General features: G+C 59.3%; 19 protein-coding genes. 6 read left to right on the forward strand and 13 right to left on the reverse strand.

Going from position 1 to position 23493, the window contains the following annotated elements; all coding sequences use genetic code 11:
* Nucleotides 1-4: 4 nt before the first annotated feature.
* Nucleotides 5-565 carry a hypothetical protein gene (locus tag G547_RS0118540; RefSeq protein WP_036189355.1) on the reverse strand — a complete coding sequence of 187 codons (561 nt, stop codon included), beginning with the start codon at nt 563-565 and terminating at the stop codon, nt 5-7.
* Nucleotides 555-911, reverse strand: a complete 357-nt coding sequence (locus tag G547_RS0118545; RefSeq protein ID WP_027331109.1) for a hypothetical protein — start codon at nt 909-911, stop codon at nt 555-557. Before G547_RS0118545 ends, G547_RS0118540 begins: the two co-directional genes overlap by 11 nt.
* Nucleotides 912-1062: 151 nt before the next feature.
* Here G547_RS0118545 and G547_RS22275 point away from each other — a divergent pair, with 151 nt between their 5' ends.
* Genes G547_RS22275 through G547_RS0118565 form a run of 4 tightly spaced genes read left to right on the forward strand, consistent with a single transcriptional unit; the run spans nt 1063 to nt 7813 of the window.
* Nucleotides 1063-2193 (forward strand): efflux RND transporter periplasmic adaptor subunit, encoded by a 1131-nt coding sequence (locus G547_RS22275; RefSeq protein WP_051235720.1) that lies wholly within the window; start codon nt 1063-1065, stop codon nt 2191-2193.
* A gap of 3 nt (nt 2194-2196) precedes the next feature.
* On the forward strand, nt 2197-5370 hold the full coding sequence (locus G547_RS0118555) for an efflux RND transporter permease subunit (RefSeq protein WP_027331110.1): 3174 nt from the start codon (nt 2197-2199) through the stop codon (nt 5368-5370).
* A 47-nt stretch (nt 5371-5417) separates the two neighbouring features.
* Entirely contained in the window at nt 5418-7391 is a 1974-nt protein-coding gene (locus tag G547_RS0118560; RefSeq protein ID WP_027331111.1) for a CASTOR/POLLUX-related putative ion channel, read from the forward strand.
* Nucleotides 7388-7813 (forward strand): Dabb family protein, encoded by a 426-nt coding sequence (locus G547_RS0118565; RefSeq protein WP_027331112.1) that lies wholly within the window; start codon nt 7388-7390, stop codon nt 7811-7813. Before G547_RS0118560 ends, G547_RS0118565 begins: the two co-directional genes overlap by 4 nt.
* A 2-nt stretch (nt 7814-7815) precedes the next feature.
* Here the strand turns inward: G547_RS0118565 and G547_RS0118570 are convergent, their stop codons facing one another.
* Nucleotides 7816-8598: a peptidylprolyl isomerase gene (locus G547_RS0118570; RefSeq protein WP_051235721.1), complete on the reverse strand. Its 783-nt coding sequence runs from the start codon at nt 8596-8598 to the stop codon at nt 7816-7818.
* Nucleotides 8599-8791: 193 nt separating this feature from the next.
* Between G547_RS0118570 and modA the strand changes: the two genes are divergently transcribed.
* Complete coding sequence (modA, locus tag G547_RS22280; RefSeq protein WP_051235751.1) at nt 8792-9583, forward strand: molybdate ABC transporter substrate-binding protein; 792 nt, start codon at nt 8792-8794, stop codon at nt 9581-9583.
* Nucleotides 9584-9592: 9 nt separating this feature from the next.
* Here modA and G547_RS0118580 read toward each other — a convergent pair whose 3' ends face one another.
* Nucleotides 9593-10441 (reverse strand): ATP-binding protein, encoded by an 849-nt coding sequence (locus G547_RS0118580; RefSeq protein ID WP_027331114.1) that lies wholly within the window; start codon nt 10439-10441, stop codon nt 9593-9595.
* Nucleotides 10442-10718: 277 nt separating this feature from the next.
* Between G547_RS0118580 and G547_RS0118585 the strand changes: the two genes are divergently transcribed.
* Nucleotides 10719-11723 (forward strand): diguanylate cyclase, encoded by a 1005-nt coding sequence (locus G547_RS0118585; RefSeq protein WP_027331115.1) that lies wholly within the window; start codon nt 10719-10721, stop codon nt 11721-11723.
* Here the strand turns inward: G547_RS0118585 and G547_RS0118590 are convergent.
* From G547_RS0118590 to ligA, 9 genes are all read right to left on the reverse strand, one after another.
* Nucleotides 11707-12498, reverse strand: a complete 792-nt coding sequence (locus tag G547_RS0118590) for an ion transporter (protein ID WP_036189358.1) — start codon at nt 12496-12498, stop codon at nt 11707-11709. The two genes, G547_RS0118585 and G547_RS0118590, sit on opposite strands and share 17 nt — an antisense overlap.
* Nucleotides 12499-12541: 43 nt before the next feature.
* Nucleotides 12542-16168 carry an ATP-binding protein gene (locus G547_RS0118595; protein WP_027331117.1) on the reverse strand — a complete coding sequence of 1209 codons (3627 nt, stop codon included), beginning with the start codon at nt 16166-16168 and terminating at the stop codon, nt 12542-12544.
* A 42-nt stretch (nt 16169-16210) separates the two neighbouring features.
* The gene (locus G547_RS0118600; protein WP_051235722.1) at nt 16211-16918 is read right to left on the reverse strand and encodes a DUF4194 domain-containing protein; all 708 of its coding nucleotides are present in this window, start codon (nt 16916-16918) and stop codon (nt 16211-16213) included.
* Entirely contained in the window at nt 16899-18401 is a 1503-nt protein-coding gene (locus G547_RS0118605; RefSeq protein WP_027331119.1) for a Wadjet anti-phage system protein JetA family protein, read from the reverse strand. Before G547_RS0118605 ends, G547_RS0118600 begins: the two co-directional genes overlap by 20 nt.
* Before the next feature lie 7 nt (nt 18402-18408).
* Nucleotides 18409-18696: a DUF3012 domain-containing protein gene (locus G547_RS22285; protein WP_036189363.1), complete on the reverse strand. Its 288-nt coding sequence runs from the start codon at nt 18694-18696 to the stop codon at nt 18409-18411.
* A 25-nt stretch (nt 18697-18721) separates the two neighbouring features.
* Entirely contained in the window at nt 18722-19702 is a 981-nt protein-coding gene (gene hemB, locus G547_RS0118615) for a porphobilinogen synthase (RefSeq protein WP_027331120.1), read from the reverse strand.
* A gap of 614 nt (nt 19703-20316) precedes the next feature.
* Nucleotides 20317-20742 carry a hypothetical protein gene (locus tag G547_RS0118620; protein WP_027331121.1) on the reverse strand — a complete coding sequence of 142 codons (426 nt, stop codon included), beginning with the start codon at nt 20740-20742 and terminating at the stop codon, nt 20317-20319.
* Nucleotides 20743-20782: 40 nt separating this feature from the next.
* Nucleotides 20783-21391 (reverse strand): transglycosylase SLT domain-containing protein, encoded by a 609-nt coding sequence (locus G547_RS0118625; RefSeq protein WP_036189367.1) that lies wholly within the window; start codon nt 21389-21391, stop codon nt 20783-20785.
* On the reverse strand, nt 21391-23436 hold the full coding sequence (gene ligA / locus G547_RS0118630) for an NAD-dependent DNA ligase LigA (RefSeq protein ID WP_051235723.1): 2046 nt from the start codon (nt 23434-23436) through the stop codon (nt 21391-21393). The genes G547_RS0118625 and ligA overlap by 1 nt, the downstream gene beginning before the upstream one ends.
* Nucleotides 23437-23493: the final 57 nt, after the last annotated feature.

Genomic DNA, 23493 nt, shown 5'->3' on the forward strand with positions numbered 1-23493 from the left:
GTGATCAAGGACGAAAGACGTCGTCTTCTTCAAACTCCTGATAACGGGAAGCGGTAATGTCTCCGATGGTGAGCGTGTGGTCCATCAGTTGGTCGACGTCGCGGGCAATCTCCGCAATCATCTCCTTGGTTTCCCCGCTTGCGATTGCTTCACGTAGGGCATTGCCCCACACTGACAGATGCCTTGTGTGAACCCGGCGATCCTCGGTATTCTTGGCCCATTCGCTGGCGATATCCTGACCCATTTCGTAAAGCTGGGCTTCTAACTCGGCCCTGAGTTCGGCATCATTCACTTCCGAAAGCACTTCAGGGACCAGGTCATTCCAACCATCGGCGTATAACCGCCAGCCGATATAGAAACGTTTGATCCAGAGCAGGTATTCCCTCTCTGACTGAACGGCCTGGTTGGCTTTGTCGGCCGCATACTCCGCCTCAAAGTCAGAGCGCGGAGGCGCCTTCTCCGGCCAGTTTTCCCGACTGATATCGGTTTTCCAAAATGCACAGCCGGAGACAAACAGCAGCAGTCCGAGCGTCAGTCCTCTCAGTGCGAGGATATCAACGGTCATTATTTTTGTCCTCGACCGAGTAGTCGCCCTCAATCACGTTCCCTCGGCCATCACCTCGAGAGCCGGAGCGGGACGAGCGCCCCGCCGCACGGTCTGCGGCCGCTTGGGCCTGCGCGCGCATGTGTTCGGTGCGTTTGCGCAGGCGATGGCGAAGAAAGGGCATGGCGATCCAGCCAATAAGCAGGAACACCAGGGCAATGATCAGCCCCATTACCATCAGTACGCCAAAGACCAACCAGGCGAGAAAGAGTTTGGGTCCCCGCCAGCGGCTGGCCGACTGCGCCCGTTGGCGCCAGTCTTGCGCCGCGCGCCAGGCGGCGTTGCGCCGGTTGTGTTGATCGGCCATAGTATTAAATCCGTACATCTCACTTTACTTTACCCTTCCTTACAGGCGGAAGGGTTCGTTAATTGCCCCAACAGTACCATAATTTCGCCTCACAGCGATGACCGGGCCGTTTCAAAGCCGGCCTCACCACGGATATTGGGAGCCTCGGAACATGAAGACCCTGAATACCGCTCAGCGGTTCCTTTTGATTTCGCTCTGCGCGATCAGTTTCCTTCAAACCCGGGCGTTGGCGCAGCCACCGGGCGAGGACGCGACCCGTGTGGAAGCGGTGCGCCTGAAAGCCCAACCGCTGATTGAGACGGTGCCGCTGACCGGCTCGGTGAACGCCGAGCGCCAGTCTCAGGTATCCACCCAGGTGGAGGGTCTCGTCCATCGTATTACCGCCGATATCGGCGATCAGGTCCAGCAGGGAGACCTGCTTCTGGAGCTGGACCCTGAGCTGACCGGGATTGACCGGGATCGGGCCCGGGCCGAGCTGAAAAGTGCTGAGGCCGAGCTTCAGGACCGCCAACGGCGACTTACGGAGGCACAGAACCTGGAAAGCGGTGCCATCGCCGCCAGTGACATTCGAACGCTCGAAGCGCAGGTTCAGATTCAGGAGTCCATTCGGGATGCCGCCCGAGCAAACGTCGCCCGCCTTGAGGCGGAGTTGGAGCGGCATCGGGTGCGGGCCCCCTATTCCGGTATCATCAGCGCCCGACACGTGGACCTGGGCGAGTGGGTTTCCCCCGGCGACACCCTGGTAGATATGGTTGCCATCACTCCTCTGCGGGTTCATTTCCAGGTGCCCCAACGCTACTATCCCCGGGTCGACCCTTCCGCCAATATGGATCTGCGCTTCGATGGCTATCCGAACCGCACCTTCAATGCCGCCATCCATCGCACCGTGCCGCTCAGCGAAAACGGCACTCGCACTTTTTTACTGCGGGTGACCGCTCCCACAGACGATGATGTCACATTGATTCCCGGCATGTCAGCCTCCGGCGCACTGCGGCTGAACACCGGCCAGACCGGCATCGCCGTGCCGCGAGATGCACTGATCCGTTACCCGGACGGCCGCGTGACCGTCTGGGTGGTGACCGAGCCCGCCGTCGGCGAAGTCAGCGCCGTACGCGAACAACAGGTGCAAACCGGTATGAGCTCGTCCGGGTGGGTCGAAGTCCGCTCCGGACTGGAGACCGGGGATGTCGTGATTACCCGGGGCAACGAGGCCCTGCAGGAAGGCCAGCGGGTCCTGCCCGAGTCCATCGACGATCACGGTTCCGCCTTCGGGGAGCAATAAACGATGTTTCAGCAGATTATCCGGCACGGCATTCTGGTTACCGTCACGGTATTGATCATTTGTGTGCTGGGGATCCTGGCCGCCACCCGTATCCCCGTGCAGATGATCCCGGATCTGGAAGTCAGAACCATCTCCATCCGTACCAGCTGGCCCGGCGCCACGCCACAGGATGTGGAGAAGGAAATCCTGATTGAGCAGGAAGAATACCTGCGCAACATTCCCTACCTGGCGGAGATGCAAAGCAGCGCGGATTTCGGCGAGGCCCAGATTGAGCTGGAATTCCCTTTCGGCGTGGATATCACCGAAACCCTGATCCGGGTCAACAACGCCCTGACCCAGGTGCCTTCCTACCCCGAAAACGTGGATGAACCACGGGTTTTTGCCACCTCCTTCTCCGCCAACTCATTCATGTACTTCCGTATCTCGCCGCTGGAGGGAAACCCCCGCGGCCTGGATATGGTGATGATGCGTGACTACATCGAGGACAATGTTCGCCCGCGCCTCTCCGGTGTTCCCGGCGTGTCCGAGATTAACGTCGGGGGCGGCGCCGAACGGCAGGTTCAGATACTCCTTGACCCGGACCGACTCGCGGAGCGAGAACTGACGCCGAGGCAGGTCAGCAATGTCATTCGCGCCCGTAACCAGGATCTCTCCGGAGGCGAGGTGGAAAGCGGCAAGCGACGCTATCTGCTGCGAACCATGGGCCGGTTTGAGGACCTGAAGGATCTGCGAGAGCTGATCATTGAACGCAACGGCGACAGTATCACTCGCCTGTCCGATGTCGCCGAGGTCCGGCTCGACCATTTCGAAGTTCGCGAAAAATCCTACGTGAATGAACGCCCGGTCATCAGCCTCTCGGTGCGACGTGAAAGCGGCTCCAACGTCATCGCGATCAAAGAGGCGATGATGAAGGAAGTCGATGCCGTGAACCGGGACCTGCTGAACCCGGAAGGCATGATTCTGGAGCGCACCGCCGATGATGTGGTGTACGTTCAAGACTCCATTTTCAACGTCTGGAAAAATCTGATCCTCGGTGCCCTGCTGGCGACGGGAGTCATGTACCTGTTCCTGCGGTCATTCCGCGCCACCGCCCTGGGTGTCGTGGGGATTCCCATCTGTACCATTGCCGCCTTTCTCGGGCTGCTGATTGCCGGGCGAACCATCAATGTCATCTCCCTGGCGGGGGTCGCCTTCGCCATCGGCATGACGCTGGATAACAGTATTGTGGTGCTCGAAAGCATCGAACTGGAGCGCCGGCGGGGGCTGAAAAAAATGCAGGCCGCACTGGTCGGCGTGCAGAAAGTCTGGCCCGCCGTGCTGGCGTCTACTCTGACCACCGTTATGGTATTTCTGCCGGTCGTGTTCATTCAGGAAGAAGCCGGTCAACTCTACTCCGATGTCGCCATCGCCATCTCGGCCTCCATTCTGGTGTCGATGCTGGTCGCCATCACCGTGATACCGACCGCCAGTGCCCGGCTGTCTTTCAAAGGCGGTGCCTCATCGGACGACGAGCCCCCTGACGATAAAGAGCACCCACTGCAAAAACGCATCACCGACCGTATCGATTGGCTGATCGCCACGCCTCGCCGTCGAATCAGCTGTGTTCTGATTACCGTTTTGGTCAGCGGCGCCATTGCCCTGTTCCTCACGCCCCCGGCGGAGTATCTTCCCGAGGGCGAAGAAGCCAAAACCTTTGCGTCCATGAATGCGCCTCCGGGGTACAACCTGGAGACAATGGAAAGTATTGGCCTGGAAATTCAGGATTACTTCATGCAGTTCGTGGATGACGACCCGTCGGCATTTGAGAATGGCGAAACAGATGTGCCGGCCATGCAGTACGTGAACATGGGCATTTCCCCGCAGAGTTTGCGCATCATTACCGAGTCCAAAGACCCCGCTCACATTGAACCGCTGATGGACGCCATTGTTAAGAAATACGAGAGTTACCCGGGGATGCGCGCCTTCGCCGCCCGCGGCTCGATTATCAGCAGCAACGACGGTGGAACCCGAAGCGTCAACCTCGACGTGTCCGGCCCGGCGCTCGCCGACCTCTTTCAGGTGGCGCGTGCCGCCTATGCCCGAGCCGAAGAAGTGTTCGACGACCCACGCATTCAGACCCGCCCGGGCAGTCTCTCTCTGGCGCAACCGTTGCTGGAGGTTCGGCCGAATTGGGAGCGCGCCGCGGAACTGGGCCTGACCACCGAAGACGTCGGCTTTACCGTCTCGGCCCTGACCGATGGCGCCTTCGTCAATGAATTCTTCTGGGCCGACGACAAAATTGATATCTACCTGTACAACGAGCAGGGGCCGGGCGTGACCGTTGACACCCTGAATGACATTGTGACCTACGTTCCCGGCCACGGCTCGCTACCGCTGTCTGACATCGTCAGTATCAAAGAAACCGTCGATACCAGCAGCATCCGCCGCCTGGACGGCAGCCGCACCGTCACGCTCAATATCATCCCGCCCCGGTCGGTCGCGCTCGAAACCGGTGTACAACGAGTGCGGGAGGATATTGTCCAGTACCTGCAGGATAACGGTCAGGTTCCCACGGGCGTGACGCTGAATATCTCCGGCGCGGCGGACCAACTGGATGCCACACGCGAGTCCTTGAGCAGCAACTACCTGGTCGCACTGGTCATTGTGTATCTGCTGATGGTGGCGATCTTCACCCACTGGGGTTACCCGTTGCTGATCATGACCACAATTCCTCTGGGTATCGCCGGAGGCATCGCCGGGCTCGCCCTGCTCAACGTCGTGGGCGCGCTGTTTTCCGCGTTGGGCCTGGGTGGCTTCAGTCAACCCTTTGACATGATCTCCATGCTCGGTTTTCTGATTCTGATGGGGACGGTCGTAAACAACCCGATTCTGATTGTTCACCGAGCGATCAGTAACCTCAAAGAAGAAGCCATGGCACCGGTCGATGCCGTGCGCGAGGCGGTCAGCTCACGCCTGCGCCCTATCGCCATTTCCACGATTACCACGATCATGGGGCTGGCGCCGCTGGTGTTTCTCCCGGGAGCCGGGAGCGAACTGTACCGGGGCGTTGGTATCATCGTGATGTCGGGTATTATCGGCGCGACCTTGGTAACATTGACAATGCTGCCGGCTTTGACGGTCATGGTGCTTGAGTGGACCGACCGCAAAAACGGGTATACTGGCAGCCCTGCCGCTTGAGTGGCAGTTAAATGAAATCCAAGCCTCAACGGAATTTGGGAGCAGCCATGCTGCCGCTGCGTTTTATTGATCGCGTAAAATTTTTTGTCGAGCGTCAGTTTGTCAAAGGGGCGCTCTTCCAGCTCTTGGTGGTAGCCGCCATCATCGGGCTGATCTCCCTGACAGGAGGGTTGCTCGCCTACCCCGCCGGTCAGGGCGAGGACATGGGGGATGCCATCTGGTGGGCCTTTCTCCGCCTGACCGACCCGGGTTACCTGGGCGATGATCAGGGCTCATGGCTCAGGGCCGTCTCGACGTTGTTGACCGTCAGTGGTTACGTCATCTTCATGGGTACCCTGGTGGCCATTCTCACCCGCTCGTTGATTGCTCGAATGACCGAGCTTGAGCGCGGTATGACGCCGGTGGCGTATCGAAATCACGTGGTCATTCTCGGCTGGAACAGTCGTACCCTACCCCTGATTCGCGAGCTGCTGAGCGCCTCGGGCACCATGCGCCAGCACCTGCTGGGGCGCGATAGCTCCCGCCTGAAGCTGGTGGTTCTCGCCGAGCGGATGTCCGCCGTGCAGGCCCAGGAGCTGCGCAACGAGCCCGGAATCGGCCGCAAGGCGAAACACATCGTGCTTCGTTCCGGTAGCCCGCTGCAACCCGATGCGCTCCACCGGGCGGCTTGTCTGAACGCCGCCGCCGTAATCATTCCCAGCGAGGCCCACGAACTGGGTAGCCTGGTGAGCTCCGATGTGGAAACCGTCAAAGCGCTGATGTCGCTCGATGCCCAGGCGCGCTCGCAGGGTGTGTCCCGCCCCTTTGTCGTGGCGGAAATCCAGGACCTGCGCAAACTTCCCATCGCTCGGCGCGCGTACAACGGGCCCCTTCAGGTGGTTGCCGGGGATGTCACCATCGCCAGCCTGATGGCCCAAAACCTGATACACCCGGGCCTTTCCGAAGTGTACAACGAGCTGCTGACGGAGCAGAGTGGGAACGAGTTCTATGTGCGCAGTGGTGAACATTTTGAAGGGGAAACCCTCTCAAGCATTGCCATGCTTTGCCCGCGCGCGGTGGTTTGCGGCGTACTGAGCCGGGAACATGAGCAATGGAAGGTTCGTCTCAACGCCCCGTCGAAAACAGCGGTGCGCGCGGAAGACAAGGTTGTGATGATCGCCCAGGACTTGCAGGACACTCAACCGCTCAAGGCCACCGGTCACCGACTCAGCCCCGTCGAGCGCAAGGCTCCGGCCAACAGCCAAGCCCCCTCCAGCCAGCAGCACCGCCGTCGGGTATTGATACTGGGATGGAATGAACGACTGCCCGCACTGGTCCACGAACTGGGAAGCTACCGGCAATACCGGTTTGAATTGGACATTGTGTCTATTGTACCCCCGGAGGAGCGCGACAGCGCCATCTCCCGTTACCATGCCGGTGAGACGCCGCCTCACTGCCGTCACATTCAGACCGACTTCATGCGTGAAGGCGAACTGCACGATATTGAGCCGGCTCAATATGACAGCATTGTGCTGATCAGCAGCGATCGATTGGCCAGTGGGGAAGAAGCTGACGCCCGCGCCATTGTCGGCCAAAGCATACTTGAGGAACACCTCCGGAACACCGACGATCCACCCAACCTGCTGCTGGAACTCAGCGACCCGGACAACGCTATTCTGTTGGGCCAGCAGCGGGGTGAGACGATTATCAGTCCACTGATTCTCAGCCACCTGCTCGCTCAGGTCGCCCTTCGACCGGAACTGCGGTTGGTGTTCGATGAGCTGTTTACCGAAGGGGGTGCAGAGATTGTATTTCGCTCTCCGGAGCATTACGGCATCAAAGGACCCCTCCCCTTCTGGAAGCTGGAAACGTTGGCCGGAGAGCGCGGTGAAACCGCCCTCGGTGTGCTCTACCGCTCGGCAGACAAGAGCCGTCAACTTCAATTAAACCCCAACCGGGAGACCGCGCTGAACATACAGCCTCACGATCAACTGGTCATTCTCGCGGATACCGGTATCTACAAAGGAGCAAAACCACAATGACATCCAAAACCAATCGTCGGCAATTTCTCGGTGGCGCCGCCGCCCTCAGCGCGGCCGCCGTAGTTCCCGGAGTGCGTGCGGGAGACCACGATCACACCGGTCAGGTTAACCTTCCCAGTTTGACCCACACGGTATTTTTCTGGCTGAAGAACCCCGACTCAAAGGAAGACCGCGATGCACTGATCGCGGGCCTCAAGACCCTGGGCGACATTGATACCGTGAAAGGCATTCACATCGGTGTGCCGGCTTCGACAGAGAAACGGGACGTGGTGGAGAACAGCTACCAGGTTTCAGAGCTGTTGTTGTTCGACAATGTGGAGGGGCAGAACGCCTATCAGGTCCACCCCATCCACAAGAAGTTTGTGGAAGATTGCTCCCACCTGTGGAGTAAAGTCGTGGTGTACGACTCTACGGCCGTTTGAGGCTAGCGGGCTCGCCGGAAACGGCGGGCGATGCCCAATCCCATCAATGCCAGGATCCAGGGCAGGCCCAGGGCACCGCTGCTGGACGAATCACCACCTCCTCCCTGCCCTACTTCATCAATGAGCGTATTGGGTACCGGTTCCAGATCGGCGGCGGAGTTTTCCGAATCATCAATCACAGTGATACTTAGAATGGACACGAGATTGTCCGGTGAAATGGACTGTTCGTCTTCAATTTCCTCTTCACCGTAGTTGCGTAGCGGCAGGCTTGTGTAGGCACCTCCCAGATTAAAACGCGGCAGGTCTGCGATGTCTTCAACGATGTCCATACCGCTGATCACTTCACCAAAGACGGTGAACCCTCCGTTCTGCACATCCAGGTTGGTGTGGTTGTTATCCAGATTAAAAAACCATTGGGAAGTGGCACTGTTGGGGTTATCCCCCACTTTGGCCATCGCGATAGTGCCCTTACGATTGGACCATTCCGGCTCATTGGCCACTGCGCTTTCGGTGTCGATCTTTACCGATTTTTTCTCTTCCTGGTCGTAGGCAAATCCACCACCTTGGACAATAAAGTTCGGAATTGAACGATGGATAAACGAACCGTCGTACGACCCGGCTTCAACATAAGCCAAAAAGTTTTCCACCGTTTCCGGCGTACTCTCGTCGTAAAGGTTGACCTGAATGTTGCCCAGTACGGTTTCAAATTCAACGATGGTGGCGGCGGCCGGCAGGCTGGCGACGGCCAGCGTCAGTGCGCCGGCGGTGGTAAGAGACTTCAGCATAACAATAACCCTTCATGATTTGTTATGACAGCACTCTAGCAAAGCCGGGAGGCGGAAACTGTAAGCCTTTGTAGTAGGCTGTTACACAATTGTAGTAGGTCACACCCTCAGGGAGGCGTCACTTGTCGCCGCTGGCCAGATAATGCACTATACCAACCACATCTTTTATGGTTCCAGAAGCCGAGAAAGCCCGATGCCCTTCTCCCGAGCGTTCAGTGTCTTTTTGGTGAGTGTTCTCGCGCTCTGGCGGCCCGCCCTATGCCTCGCCGAGGATATCCACGTGGCCGTGGCTTCCAACTTCACCGCCCCGATGAACGACATCGCCGCGGCCTTTGAGCGTGAGTCGACGCACCGCGTCGTTCTGTCTTCCGGTTCGTCCGGTAAATTCTACGCGCAAATCAGAAACGGCGCGCCTTTTCAGGTGTTCTTATCCGCCGATCAGGCCAAGCCTCAGGCGCTGGCGCAAGAGGGCTGGACGGTCGATGACACACGGTTTACCTATGCGCTCGGAGCGCTGGCACTCTGGTCCCGCGATCCTAAGCGGATCGACCCTCAGGGGCAGGTTTTAAGGGAAGGAAATTTCAACAAGCTGGCGCTTGCCAACCCCCGGTTGGCGCCTTATGGCGTTGCATCAGTGGAAGTGTTGGAGGCGCTGGCGCTGGTGGAGGCGACCCGTTCCCGCTGGGTTCAGGGGGAAAACATTGCCCAAACGTATCAGTTCGTTCATACCGGCAATGCGGACATCGGCTTCGTCGCCCTGTCACAGGTCATGCGTGACGGCGCGCTAAAGGGAGGGTCCGCATGGCGGGTGCCCCCACACCATCACAACCCCATACGCCAGGACGCGGTCCTGTTGAAACGCGGAGCCGATAGCGAGGGCGCCACGGCGTTGTGGCGCTTTCTACAAAGCGATACGGCCCAGCGCATCATTGAGTCTTATGGCTATCGCCTGCCCGTTCCCGAAGCAGGCGCCGGAGAACCCTAGCCGCGTCTTTCAGCCGACATCCACATAATCCCGGGCAAACTGCCAGGCCACGCGACCACTGCGCGCACCGCGAGTGCGGTGCCACAACAATGCATTGGACTGGGCTTCATCACTCCAGGCGCCGCCCATGGCTTCCACCCAATAGCGGGCCGCCGCCAGATACTCATCCTGACTGAACGGGTAGAAGCTGAGCCAGAGACCGAAGCGGTCGGAGAGCGAGGTTTTCTCCTCAATGCTGTCGCTCGGGCGCAGCTCCCCCTCTTCGTAGCTCACATCCAGGTTGTCGCGCATGCTTTGCGGCAGTAGATGCCGACGGTTGGACGTGGCGTAAAACAGAACCTTCTCCGACGGCGCGGCAATGGAGCCGTCCAGGGCGGACTTCAACGCTTTGTAACTGGCGTCCCCCTCCTCGAATGACAGGTCATCACAGAACAGAATAAACCGCTCGGGCCGCTCCTCCAGCATCATCAAGATGTCGGTCAGCTCGGGCAAGTCCGATTTGTCGACCTCAACCAATTTGAGACCGCGCCCGGAAAACGCGTTCCAGGCCGCTTTGATCAAGGTCGATTTACCGGTCCCCCGGGCGCCAGTCAGCAGTACGTTATTGGCCGGCTGGCCGTCCACGAAACGCCGGGTGTTGCGGATCAGCGCCTCTTTCTGGGGTTCAATGTTCTGCAGCGCGGCCAGCTCGACCCGGTGCGGATGGCGCACCGCCTGCAACCGACCGTGACCATTGACCCGGCGCCAACGGAACGCCTGGGCGCCCCAGTTGGGCGCCGGTGGAACCGGCGGAACCAGTCTTTCGACGCGGCCGATCAGGGCGTCGAGCCGCTGCAGAATTGCATCCGTTTGGCTCACAGGAACTCCTCTGTAGGTTGAAAAAGCGTCACTCATGACAATATCGCGTCGGGTCGCCATGCCGTTTTATTCGACTATACTTCAGGGCAACACCTGCTAAAGCAATGACAACGACAAGATGGCACGTATATTAACAAAACACCGTTTATGGGCTAATATGCCTATAGTAACTGATTTAGGAGCAGTATCTGATTGAAAGGCGAAGTCAAGCCTCAGGAACAGAATGCTGAAGTAACCGTCTGGAATGCAATCTGAGTAACAGGGGTTCGTTACGCACATGGATAATAGTCCCACCGCCGAGACACTGGTTAGCGCCGCGCGCCTCTATTTCGACACATTCCTGTGTCACCGAGATCCCAAGGCTTCTGCGGCTCTTGCCAGCAACCGGATTACCGGCTTCGGCACCGGTGCCCGGGAGCGAGTCTACAAAGTGGAGCAGGCGCTGGACTTGTACCGGATGGACGTTGAAGCGATTCCCGGCCCGATCGAATACAGCATTCGCAACATTCAGGCTCAAGGCCTTACCGACGACACTGGCGTCGTTCTGGGGGAAATGGATTGCCACTTTTTCCATTTGAACCAGGCCGCCTCGTTGCTCAATATCCGTTTCACCCTCGTCATGCGCAAGCTCGACGGCCGTTGGATACTCGAACATAAGCACCTCTCACAGCCCTCCCAAGCCCATGAGGAGCACGAGGGGTATCCGCTCAAAGAGCTTGAGGATCGCAGCCAGGTGCTGCAGAGGATGGTCAAGGAGCGCACCCGAGAGCTGGAAGAGACCAACCGGCAAATGCAGCGCCTGGCGATCACCGACGTGCTTACCGGCCTCTACAATCGTATGCGCACCGATGAAACCCTGGACGTCGAAATCGAGCGTCAGAAACGATACCCCGCCCCGTTGACATTGATTCTGATGGACATTGACCACTTCAAGGCGGTCAACGACGGGCATGGCCACAACAGAGGCGACGAGGTTCTGGTTGAGGTATCCCGCCTTCTCAGTCAACGGGTACGGCGCACCGACTGCCTGGGTCGCTGGGGCGGCGAGGAATTTCTGCTGGTCTGCCCCAACACCTCCCTGGAGTCGGCTCGCCAGCTCGCCGATGAGCTGCGCCGCGCGGTTGCCTACCAGAATTTCGGAGTCGAGGTGGATATCACCCTGAGCCTCGGCGTGGCCCAGTACACCGCCGGCGACAGCCGGGAGAGCCTGTTGGAACGGGCCGACGCCGCGATGTATAACGCCAAGCAGGAGGGCCGAAATCGGGTCAGTTTCTCTCCTTGATCATGGCTTTCAGCTCCTTGAGTTCGGTGTGTAACTCCTTCAGGGTGGGCTCCCCTTCTTCCTGACGTTCCTTTCGGTGCTGCTCGTCCAGAACATTGACGACGATGCCGATGATCATGTTCAGAAAGGCAAAGGCGGAGAGGAAAATAAAGGTGACATAGAAGATCCAACTGAACGGGTATTGCGTCATGGTCTCGTACATGACATCGGTCCAATCCTCGAAGGTCATGACCCGAAAAAGCGTCAGCATGCTGATGGCAATATCGCCCCAGAGCTCCTCGTTCACGCTGGCGAAGAACATACTTCCGATGGCGGCGTAGATGTAAAAGATGATAAACATCATCAGCGCCACATACCCCAACTGGGGCAAGGCCCTGAGCAATGAGACCAGCAAGGTGCGCAGCTCTGGAATGATGGAGACCATCCTCAGCACGCGGAAGACCCTTACCAAACGACCGACCAGCGCCAACTCACTGTCTTCAATCGGAATCAGGCTGACCACAACAATAGTGGTATCGAAGATGTTCCAGCCGTTTTTGAAGAAGTCCCGCTTGCGCGGCTCGCCCAGTAAACGAATGGTGATTTCCACCAGAAAAAAAATGGTGATAAACCAGTCGGTAATCACAATGACGGAGGAGACCAGCGGAGGGATATCGTAGGTCTTGGCGCCGATGACCAGCGCCGAGAAAATGATGATACCCACCACAAACAATTCGAACGCCTTGTTGCTTCGCAGCTGGTTGAAACGGGCTTGCAGCGTTTCGTTTGATATCATCGTTGTGTGTCTCTAGCAGACGGTTGAAGGCGACCGGCGTCTATCATCCTTCAACTTCCTCCAGAAAGTCCAGCTCCGCTTGCTGGCGGATGGTCTGACGATGGTTGGCCATCAATTGCTGGATACGTGCCCGGTCGCACTCCTGACGGTCGAGGATCACGCGGGTCTGCAATTCCCCCGTGCGCTCGTTGGTGGCGCACTTGCTGAACACAAACTGGTTGGAAATCAGTTCCAGGAAGGGTCCGGACTTGCTGCTGGGCATGATAAACAGCAATTGCAGCCCCAGGCTCTCGGTCAGGTAATGAATCACCTCGCGCGAGCGATGCTCATCCATTTTGGAGAAGGCCTCGTCCACCAGTACCATCCGCAGGTGGCTGTTACCCTCCCCAAAACGGAAGGCCGAGGTAATGGCGGCGCTGCGAATAATATACGCGGGCGTCTCCAACTGACCGCCGGAACCGGTGCCGTATTGGCTCAAGGCGATCGGCTGCTTGCCTTCGGGTTCCTTATAGATTTCATAGCGGCGGTAATTGCGGTAATCCGCCAACCGTTCCAGCTCCCGCAGGGCTTTCTGTTCGTCGTCATCCAGCAGCATGGACATCAACCGCTCCCGGACTTTCTGATGCTTGGGCTCGAGACTGATGTCGAACAGTGTCTCCCCGTCACCCAGGCTGGGGTTGTCGATAATCGCCTTGAAGAACTGCCAGTACTCCCTGAATTCCGGGACCCACTGCCAGTCGAACCGGAAGCGTTCCCGGTCCGCGCCGAAGCGGTGGTGTTCCAGCTCCCGGTTCAGATCTTCGAGTACCCGCTTGCCATCGTTAATCGCCTGGTAGATGGAATGGCAGAGGTTGGTGACAAAGGCGTTGTTAAAACTCTCCCGCAGGGACTGCAGCTCGCTGTGGCGCTGGGCGAGAATGTGGTTCTTGTCCCGGTTGTAGAGACTGTCGAATTGCCGGCGCAACTGGCAGACCCGAGAGAAATTCTCCCGTCCGAACTCATCACCAAAGTTCAGTTCCAGGGCGATGGCATCCGCCTGACGACAGACCTGGTTGTGTTGCATCACCGCCTGCTGCAACCGGTGCATTCCGGTTTTCAGCTCGCCCTGGACCTCCGCCAGTTGCGCCTCGTAGTATTTTGTCTCCCGCAGATCCTCGTCGACCGAAGAGAGTCGCGCTTCCGCGTCAAAGCCGGGCACCAATGCATCCAGCCCCTCGAGGCTCGTCTCGCAGGACTCCACCACGGCGAGGGTCTGGTCCTGATCGCGGTCCAGGCTCTGGCAGCGGCTGTCGATATTCTTCAGTTCCGCCAGCAGGTTGGCTCGCTCCTCGTTGAGCGCCCTGCCCTGGGTGGCCTGCTCTTCCACCTTCGCCTTTAGCGCGCCGAGTTCCTGCTCCAGGTCCTCACCGGCACTGAGATCCAGTTGCTCGGATTGCTGATCCAGCGTCTGCAGCCGGCGTTGAGCCGACAACAACTGTTGTAGAAGGTCACCATGGGCTGGCGCTGACACCTTGTCGACGGCACCGAGCAATTCCGCGGCCTCTCGGGCCAACCGCTCGCAGGCTTCCCATTCGCGAGTCAGCGCATCGCGCTCCTCCCGGCGGGCGGCCAAGGCCCGCTCGCGCGCACTCTGGCCAAAGACCAGGTCGCTGTCAGCAATGTCGCACCGAAACAGGGAATAGTTGCCCGAGCCCAGGCAGTCCTGAGTCACACCCCGACGGGTACGCCGCAGCGTTTCGGCGTCGGCCACGCGCTGTACGGAACCGTAACTCGCGCGCAGGTAATTCTCCGCCGTGGCGTGGCTGAAGTGCATCACGTCCACAATACTGTCCCCGGCGGGCGCATTCAGCTTGTCCAGATCGCGTCGGGCTTTTTCGCCCTGAATGACACGGGCTTTCTGGCCCTGTCCGGGGAGGCCCCGCACCAACCGGATCGCTTCCGCCTCGCAATCCGGATCGACAATCAGGCCGAAGCGGGCGCCGCCCAGATAGCCCTCGATGGCCGACTGCCACTGCGGATCGGTGACTTCCACCTGATCGCACAATACGCGCGCATCCGCCTCCGGCAGATGGCGATGCAGTTCGGCCAACGCCTGTTGCACATAGGGCGGATAGCTCACTTCCCGTGCTTCCAGCGCGCGCATTTCCCGTTCCAGCCGTTCGAGCTTGGTGCGGGCCTGCTCGCTCGCCTGCTGGCGCTTTTCGCACTCGCGCGCCAGTTGATCCCGAAGGTGGCTTTGGCCCTCGGTGTTGTCAAACCAGGCCGATGCCCATTGCCGGTGTTTCTGCTGCTGCGCCAAGGCCTCATCCAGGCGGGCTTCCAGCGGCGACATATCAATCCAGTCCTGGTTCAGCCAACCGTGAACGTCCAGCCGGAGTTCATCCTCGGCGATGGCTTTTAGACGTTTAAGGAAGGTTTTGTCGGCCAGGGTCGGCAGTGCCAGCGACAGTGAGGTTTTCTGAAGCCCATCGCGCAGCGAGCGGGCGCTGGCAACATTGCGTTCCACCTGCTGCAGTTGCTCGAGCAGTTGCGGAACCGATTGCTGCAGGCGTTGCTCTTCGCTACGCCGCTCCTGTGCCAGTTGGTCTTTTTCCCGCAGGCCCGGAATACCCAAGCGCCGGGTATTCAGGTCCAGCAGCAATTGCTGGAGGTTGTCCCGGCGTTGCTCGCTCAGCTCGATGGCCTGACGGCTGGTTTCAACCGCTTCACGCTGTTCCTGCTGACGCCGCTTCTCGCTCAGGTAGCGGTTCTGGCAGTCGCTGTACCGACGTTTGGCCAGGCCGTAATGCAACAACTGCCAATCGAGCCACTGGTCAATAAAGCTGGCGGCGGTGTGCCGGCCCTGATTGAGGCGTTCGATGGCGTCGCGCAATTGGCGTGCGTCCGCTTCCATGCCGTGAATGCGCTTGAGCATGGCGGAGACGGAGCGAATGGCTTCCCCCAGGTCCCGGGGCTCGAGCACTTCGTTGGCGACAAATTCGTCGATGCCCTTGATGGGTTTGTAGGCCATGAAACGGGAAAAAGCGCGTGCTGCGTTCATTGCCTCGCGCTCGGAGACGGCATCGGCCCGATCCCGAATCAGCCCATAGAGCCGACCGAGATACGCCTTTTTCTTATCGTACTTCTCCACCGCTTCGGGGCCAAACTGTTTGCGCAGAACGCTGTACACCCGATCCAACGGCAGGACGTAGCGACCCGCTTTGTCTTCTTTGAGTAAATCCTTGAGGCCGAGCTGAACGCCGGGCAACAGGAAAAACTGCGTGTCGTCCAGGCGGGCGACGCGTTGCTGTCCGGAGCCTTCCAGGTAGGCACGCATTCCGATCAAGGCGGTAAAGGGTTCGCTGGTCTCGCCCGGGGTCGGATAGAACACCGCCCCCAGGTAACCATCACAGCCGCCCGGGCGCGCGTAGGCGCCGTCGTCGCAGCCCAGAATATAGGACGCCAGGGTACGAACCTGTTTGCCGCCCCGCCCCCGCTGACTGGCTTCATCCTGCCCCGGGTTGAAATGGAACAGGTTGTCGTGCGCCGCAGTCATTACGGTCTGTATGGCGTCGGCGGCCGTGGTTTTACCGGAGCCGTTACCACCGGAAAACAGATTGATGGGGCCGAATTCGCATTCGGTATTCGGTATGTTGCCCCAGTGGATATAGACAAATTTTTTCAGGTACATAGAGTTTATCGTCGCCCAATCGTGGGTGGGGAAACTGTTGCGTTACTTCGAGAACAGAGAGGCGCCTTCGGGGGCGTCTGGTTCGGCTTCTTCCGGGGCAGGAGTCGCTTCGGACTCAATCGCCTGCTTCAGATTATCGAGCCAGTCGTTGCTGACCAGATTGACAATCAGCGGGCGGACTTTTATCCAGCTGTCGCTCTGCTCCAGATCCGCTTCGTGGGCGTAGTGAATCAGCCGGAGTTGGCGCAGACGACGAAACAGTTGCCGACGTTCCACCAGGTTCTCTGGCAGGCTGCGTTGAAGCAGGTTCTTACTCGCCAGGGCCAGTGCTTCCACCGACAGAGTGGCGCAGCCCTGCTCATCAATCACCCCCTCGCGCACGGATTTGTCGTATTCGGCCCGCAGTATCAATACCAGGGCGATTTCCGCCTGGGTGAGACGGGTGCGGAAACCGCCATTGAAGGGCTCGTCGCTTTCGTCTTCAATGCCGGGCACCCGCGCACCGGGGGGAATCAGACGGACAAACTGGAAGCGTTGATCGTGCTGCAGGCGCACGCCCATCAGGCCGAGGTATTCATCCACCAGTGACTCGATGCGTTCGAACCGGTCGTACAGTTCGGCCTCCACCTGGCTGTCGTCCCGGCAAAGGACGCCGTAATCCAGCAGCCGCTGGATCAGCTCGCGCCAGTCGCGCAGGTTCAGGTTTTCCGCAATTAACGCCTGTTCCAGGCTATCGGTCAGACGGCTCATGGGCGCCCTCGGTCAGTTCGATCGTGTATTCATCGCGACGGGTAAAATAGCCGCCGTCGGTAATGCGCGGGCTGTCCTGCAACCACTGGTCGTCCTGATGAACCCGGAAGCCAAACTCGGAAGACAGGTTTGCGGAGGCGCCGACTTCGGTGGCCCTGGCCAGACTCAGGAGCTCCGGCAAAGATTCCGCCACCAGGTCGCGACTGCTGATGCGCCCGGACTGATCCAACGCCTGCTGTACAAAGACACGCACATCTTTGCCCTGCAGAGTAAACGCCTGCTCGAGCGCCTGCTGGATAAACAGTTGCTTCTGGGCATCCCGGTCGAGGGGTTTGTCCTCATCCAGATCGCTGCGGATCGGGTTTCTGTCCCGCCGTTCCCGCAGCACCAGCTGCCCCGGATCGAGGTAGCCCAGGTGCATGGCGGACCAATCGCTCCCGTGTTCGCGCAGCAGTGCATCCTGTCGCTCGCGCGGCTGCTGTGACAGCAACTGGCACAATTCAAGCGCGCTGTCACCGCTTTGGGTGTGAATATAACTGAGCTGGCGGATGATGATATCCGCCCGCTGGGTAAAGGTATTGAGCGCTTTGCGCAGTGCCGGCAGCATAACCTCACAGGCATTTTTCAAGCGGGTTTCGATGGCCTGCAATAAGGTTTCCAACAATGAACTGCCCGGCACTACCCGCTGGGGCAGCAACGCGCGCAAACGCAGTTCCATCACCGCCCGCCAGTCTTTGTCGGCGGACTCGCCCTGACCAAACTTGCGTTTGCGACGAATGCGGCTGATGATATGCGCGATCTGGTCGCGATACTTTTCCACGCTGTCCGCCGACAGGCGGACCTCCAGATCCGGTTTGAATACCTTTTCCATAAAATCGAAAAATTCATCACTGGCCTGCTGCACCAATTGGCGGGCTTCCACGTCCCGAACCAGCTGGCGCTTGCGCTCCTCAAGCTCGGCGATCACATCGGTGAAGTCACTGATGATTCGCTCGGAATATTCGTAGGCGTCGAGCAGGTCGTACACTTCCGCCCGGTCCAGAAACGCCTGCAGACTGTTGCGGGTATTCCGGGTGTTGCGGTGACGGGTACGGAAGTCGTTGTGCTGATTGGCCGCGAAAGGCTGGGTAAACAGCCGGCCCATGCGGGAAAAACCGTAACTGCTCTGCAGATTGGCATCATCCACGCGACGTTCGAGCCAGCCGGCCTCCAGCAGACGGTTGATGATAAAGCCGGCCAGTTCGCGCTGGTTTTTAAAGCGGCCCTCGGTGTCTCCCGGCTCATCCCGACTGTCCAGCACCGGCGTTCGGGCGATGGCTTCCTTGAAGATATCCAACAGCCCTTCCCGGTTGAGACCGGAGCCGTAATCGCGCAGGTCGGTGTACAGCCGCTGATACAGCAGGCGCAGACACTCCGCCACCACTTCCCGGTATTTTCCGGTCAGGGGATTGAAGAAGTACGGACGCTCTTCAGTAAAGAACATTCAGTATTTATTCGTAAATGCAGTTGTCGGCAAAGGTTTTGGAATCCTCTCGCGTCCACTCGACGTTGGGAATGTTCATCATCTGGTCACACCAGGGCTCGCTGCCCGGCTCGGCCTCAACATCAAGTTGAGGAATTTCCGAATCAGTCTGGGCCGGCGCGGGGATGACGCCAATATCGCGGGTCTCCTCGGCGATCGGCGCCTCTTCCGGCGCTGGCGGCTGGTTTACAATCAGGGCGATACCGCCAACAATCATCAACAGGCTGACCCCAATCAGTGCATATATCGCCTTCATTCCACCCTCTCTGCTACCTGGATTGCTATTGCGCCAGCCAGTCGGCGGCGTCTTCCGCAAAATACGTAATAATCAAATCCGCCCCGGCCCGCTTGAACGCCAACAGGCTTTCAAGGGCCACAGCTTTTTCATCCACCACACCCGCGGCGGCGGCGGCCTTGATCATGGCGAATTCGCCGCTGACCTGATAGACCGCCAGCGGCCGCTCGGAGTGCGCCCGGATATCCGCCAGAACATCAAGATAGGCAATGCCCGGCTTGACCATCAGTACATCGGCCCCCTCGTCTTCATCCTGCAGGGACTCCGCCAGGGCCTCCCGCCGATTGGCCGGGTCCATCTGGTAACTCGACCGGGTGCCTTTGAAGTTGCTGTCCACCGCATCGCGGAAGGGTCCGTAAAACGCCGAGGCGAATTTGGTGGAGTAGGACATCACCGGCACATGACCGTAACCGGAGGCATCCAGCGCCGCGCGAATCGCGGCGATCATACCATCCTGCATGCCCGAGGGGGCAATCATATCCACCCCGGCTTTTGCCGCGGTGACAACCTGCTTCTGGAGGTTGTTCAGGGTCGCATCGTTGTCGACATCGTGATCCCGCACCACGCCGCAGTGGCCGTGGTCGGTGTACTCGCAAAAGCAGTTGTCACTGATCACGCACATTTCGGGCTGCGCCTGCTTGGCGGTGCGGATCATGCGGGCCATGAGGCCGTCTTCGTTCCAGGTATCGGACCCGATATCGTCTTTGTGACGGGACACACCGAACAGCAACACCGCCCGAATGCCCTTTTGCCAGGCACTTTTCACTTTGTCCGCGAGTTGGCTTTCGGGGTAGCGAACCACGCCCGGCATGCTGCTGATCTCGACCGGCTGTTCGATGTCTTCTTCGATGAACATGGGCAGGATGAGGTCGCTGACGGTGAGGCGGGTTTCCCGAACCATGTCGCGCAGCGCGGCGGTGCGGCGCAAGCGGCGGAAGCGGAATTCGGGATGGGTGTCGTTGGTCATTTTTTAACCTCGGTTGTTTAGCTTTTCTTTTTGGGGACTTCGCATTGTTGAGCTCCGGGTGGGCATACCATCGCGAGACCCGCCGTGAATACATCCATGTAGGCTTCTCATCGGCATCCATGCCGCGGCTTTGGCTCCTGCGTCGCTCTAGCACCTACATCCATGTAGGCGTCAGAGAGTCTCGCAATGGTATGCCCACCCGGAGCTGGTGCGAGCTGCAAGTTGTTTTGAGATAGCAGGCTTCATTTTTAACTCGGTTGTGAGTGTATTTTGATTTTTTGGTAGGTGGCGCTTTCGCTTACCTACCCTACGCGCAACAAAAGTTAAGTTGAGATAGAAAGTTTTATCTCTCGTTCGTTGAGTTGGCCAAACGCGCGCACCCTATGTCGAGTGGTGGCACTGAGGCGGGATTGGGGAATACCCATTGGAGACTCTCTGAGGCATGGATGCCGATGAGAAGCCCCCATGGATGGGTTTACGGCGGGTCTCCAATGGGTATTCCCCACTCCCGCCGGACAAAGACGAAACCACCCTACTCCCATTCGAACGCGATCCGATGGTTATACCCCGCCTGCAAGCCGGACGTTACGTAACCACCCAAGCAAACAACAAAATCAGACCGCCAAGGCACCTTCGTGGGACCACTCGCAGCGGACGTGCATGTCGCCTGAGCCTGGCTTGTGGTAGTTCGCCGTGGACTCCCAGGTGAACGTATGCGTGCCCGAGAGCTCCGTTTCCAAGTGCACCGTCGCCGAGACCCAATACATACGGCTCAGCAAATCCTCAAACTGAGCGATCCACTGGTCCCACTCATACTCCACCGCCTTATACGACGCCCCGAAATGCATCACCTCCGTCTGATAATGCCCCGGGCGCATCTCCACCTGCGGAATCGAAAACATCTCCTGAGACAAAAAAGGCCAGTCATCCGCATGAGGCAAGGTCAACATCGCCTCGCGATTCACCTCCAACCGCTGCCCCTCGGACGGCAAATACGCCGTATCCTTGATACAACCGTAAACAATAGACTCCTGATCCATAGCCGCTCCTGTTACGACTTCAAATCAAATGGGTAACTGATCACCGAAGCGGCCACCACCAAGGCCCCTTGAACCGGCGTTCACACTCTTCCAACTGCTTCTTGTAACGCTTCGCACGCTCTCCCACCTTGTTGGCGACGCCCACCAACCAGGCCTTATCATTGTATGTGCGCCGCTCGTAACCGCCGTGCCCCTCGTGGTACGCCAGGTACAGGTTGCGCGCATCGTTCTTGCCGATGCCCACCCGCTTGTGGCTCTGCGCATTGTACCAACCGACAAAGTCCACCGCGTCCGCAAAACGGCTGCGGCTGGCCCAGTGGTTACCGCTCATGCGCTGGTACTCCTTCCAGGTCTCGTCCTTCACCTGAGCGTAGCCATAGGCGCTGCTCTTGCGCGGCCCGGGAATCACCCAGAGAATTTTCGTGCGCGGCGGTTTGGCCTTGGGCTTGAAGCTGGACTCCTGATACATGATCGCCATCAGTGTCGAAATATCCGAGCCCCAGCGGCGTTCCGCCCTCCGGGCATCGTCGTACCAGCCGCGTTTTTCATCGAACACGTCGCAGATATTCTCCGAGCTCTTGGGCGGTGCCGAAGCGCAGCCGCTCAAGAGCGCCAGTGCCAGAGCGCCCAGTAAAACTGAATACCGCATTACGCCTGCTCCCATTGTTGCAACAGCTCCATCAGGCCCGACTCATCGATAATATCAACCTCGAGCTCCTCGGCTTTTTTCAGTTTCGAACCCGCGCCGGGGCCCGCCACCAGGTAATCGGTTTTCTTCGAGACGCTGCCGGCCACCTTGGCCCCGAGCGCCTGCAAACGTTCTTTGGCCTCATCCCGGGTCAACTGTTCGAGCGTTCCGGTGAGTACATAGGTCAGCCCGGCCAGCGGCAGGGATTCCCGGTCCACCGGGGCCTGCTCGGGCCAGGTGACCCCCGCTTCGCGCAGCGCCTTGACCGCCTCGCGGTTGTGCTCTTGGGCGAAGAATTCGGCCACAAAGTGCGCTACGACCGGACCAATGTCCTCGACCTGCTGCAACTTTTCTTCATCCGCTTCGGCCAGGGCATCCAGGCTGCCGAAGTACTGGGCCAGATTACGGGCGGTCGCCTCACCCACTTCCCGGATGCCCAGGGCGTAGATGAATTTGGCGAGCGTGGTCTCTTTGCTCTTCTCCAGGGCGTCGAGCAGGTTGTCGGCGGATTTCTCCCCCATTCGCTCCAGTCCGGTCAGGTCCTCCCGGCTGAGTTTGTACAAATCGGCCACGGCCTGGATCAGATCCTTGTCGACCAACTGCTCGACCAGTTTGTCACCCAGGCCATCGATATCCAGGGCCTTGCGCGAGGCGTAGTGTTTGATGGCCTGCTTGCGCTGGGCCGGGCATATCAGGCCGCCGTCGCAGCGAGCCACGGCCTCTCCGGGTACTCGCTCCACCGGCGAATCACACACCGGGCAGCGTTCTGGAAACTCGATGTCCCGGGCGTCTTTCGGTCGTTTGTCGGTCACCACAGAGACAATCTGCGGAATCACATCGCCGGCCCGACGGACGATGACAGTATCACCAATCTTGACACCCAGGCGCTCGATTTCATCACGATTGTGGAGGGTCGCGTTGGATACGGTCACACCGCCCACGAACACTGGCTCCAGACGGGCCACGGGCGTGACGGCGCCGGTGCGGCCCACCTGGAATTCCACATCCAGCAGATGCGTCATTTCCTCCTGGGCGGGAAACTTGTAAGCGATGGCCCAGCGGGGCGCGCGGGCCACGAAGCCCAGCTCGTCCTGCAGGTCGAGGCGGTTCACCTTGAAGACGATGCCATCGATATCGTAGTCGAGCGCCGCGCGCCGCTCCCCCAGGGACTGGTAGTAGTCAATACAGGCCTCAATGCCCTGCACGACCGCCATTTCCCGGTTGATTTTCAGGCCCCACTGGCTCAACGCTTTCAGAATATCCGAGTGTTTTCCCGGCAACTCGCCACCTTCGGTGTGGCCCACGCCGTAGGCGCACATCTCAAGCGGCCGCTTGGCGGTAATCCGGGAATCGAGCTGTCGCAGGCTGCCGGCGGCGGCGTTGCGCGGGTTGACGAACAGTTTATCGCCGGACGCCCGTGCCTTCTCGTTCAAGTGCTCGAAGCCGGCCTTGGGCATGTAGATTTCGCCCCGAACCTCCAGCACGGCGGGAAAGCCCTTTCCGCGCAACTTCAACGGGATCGAATCCACGGTGCGCACGTTCTGGGTAATGTCTTCCCCCTGGGTGCCGTCTCCACGGGTCGCGCCCCGGACCAGCAGGCCGTCCCGGTAAAGCAGGCTCACGGCAATGCCGTCGAGCTTGGGCTCACAGGCGTATTCCAGGATGGCCTCGTCCTGCAGCCGGTCTCTTACCCGGCGATCAAACGCCACCAGGTCGTCTTGCTCGAAGGCGTTGTCGAGCGAGAGCATGGGGCGTTCGTGGGTCACGGTGGCGAAGGCGCTCAGGGGCGTCTGCCCGACCCGTTGGGTGGGCGAATCGGGGGTGACCAGATCGGGATAATCCGCTTCCAGGCCCTGGAGCTCGCGCATCAGGCGGTCGTACTCGGCGTCCGGAACCTGGGGCTCGTTCAGGGCGTAATAGCGATAGTTATGTTCCTGAATCTCGGCCCGAAGTTCCTGAGCCCGGGCGCTCTTCTCGGCCGGAATGGCGTCGTGGGGTTTGGCCATGTGGCGGTGTTTCCTACCGGTCGGGTGACTACAAAAGCTCGACGATCAAGGAGCGGG

The organism is Marinimicrobium agarilyticum DSM 16975, from assembly GCF_000423345.1.
GTDB lineage: Bacteria > Pseudomonadota > Gammaproteobacteria > Pseudomonadales > Cellvibrionaceae > Marinimicrobium > Marinimicrobium agarilyticum.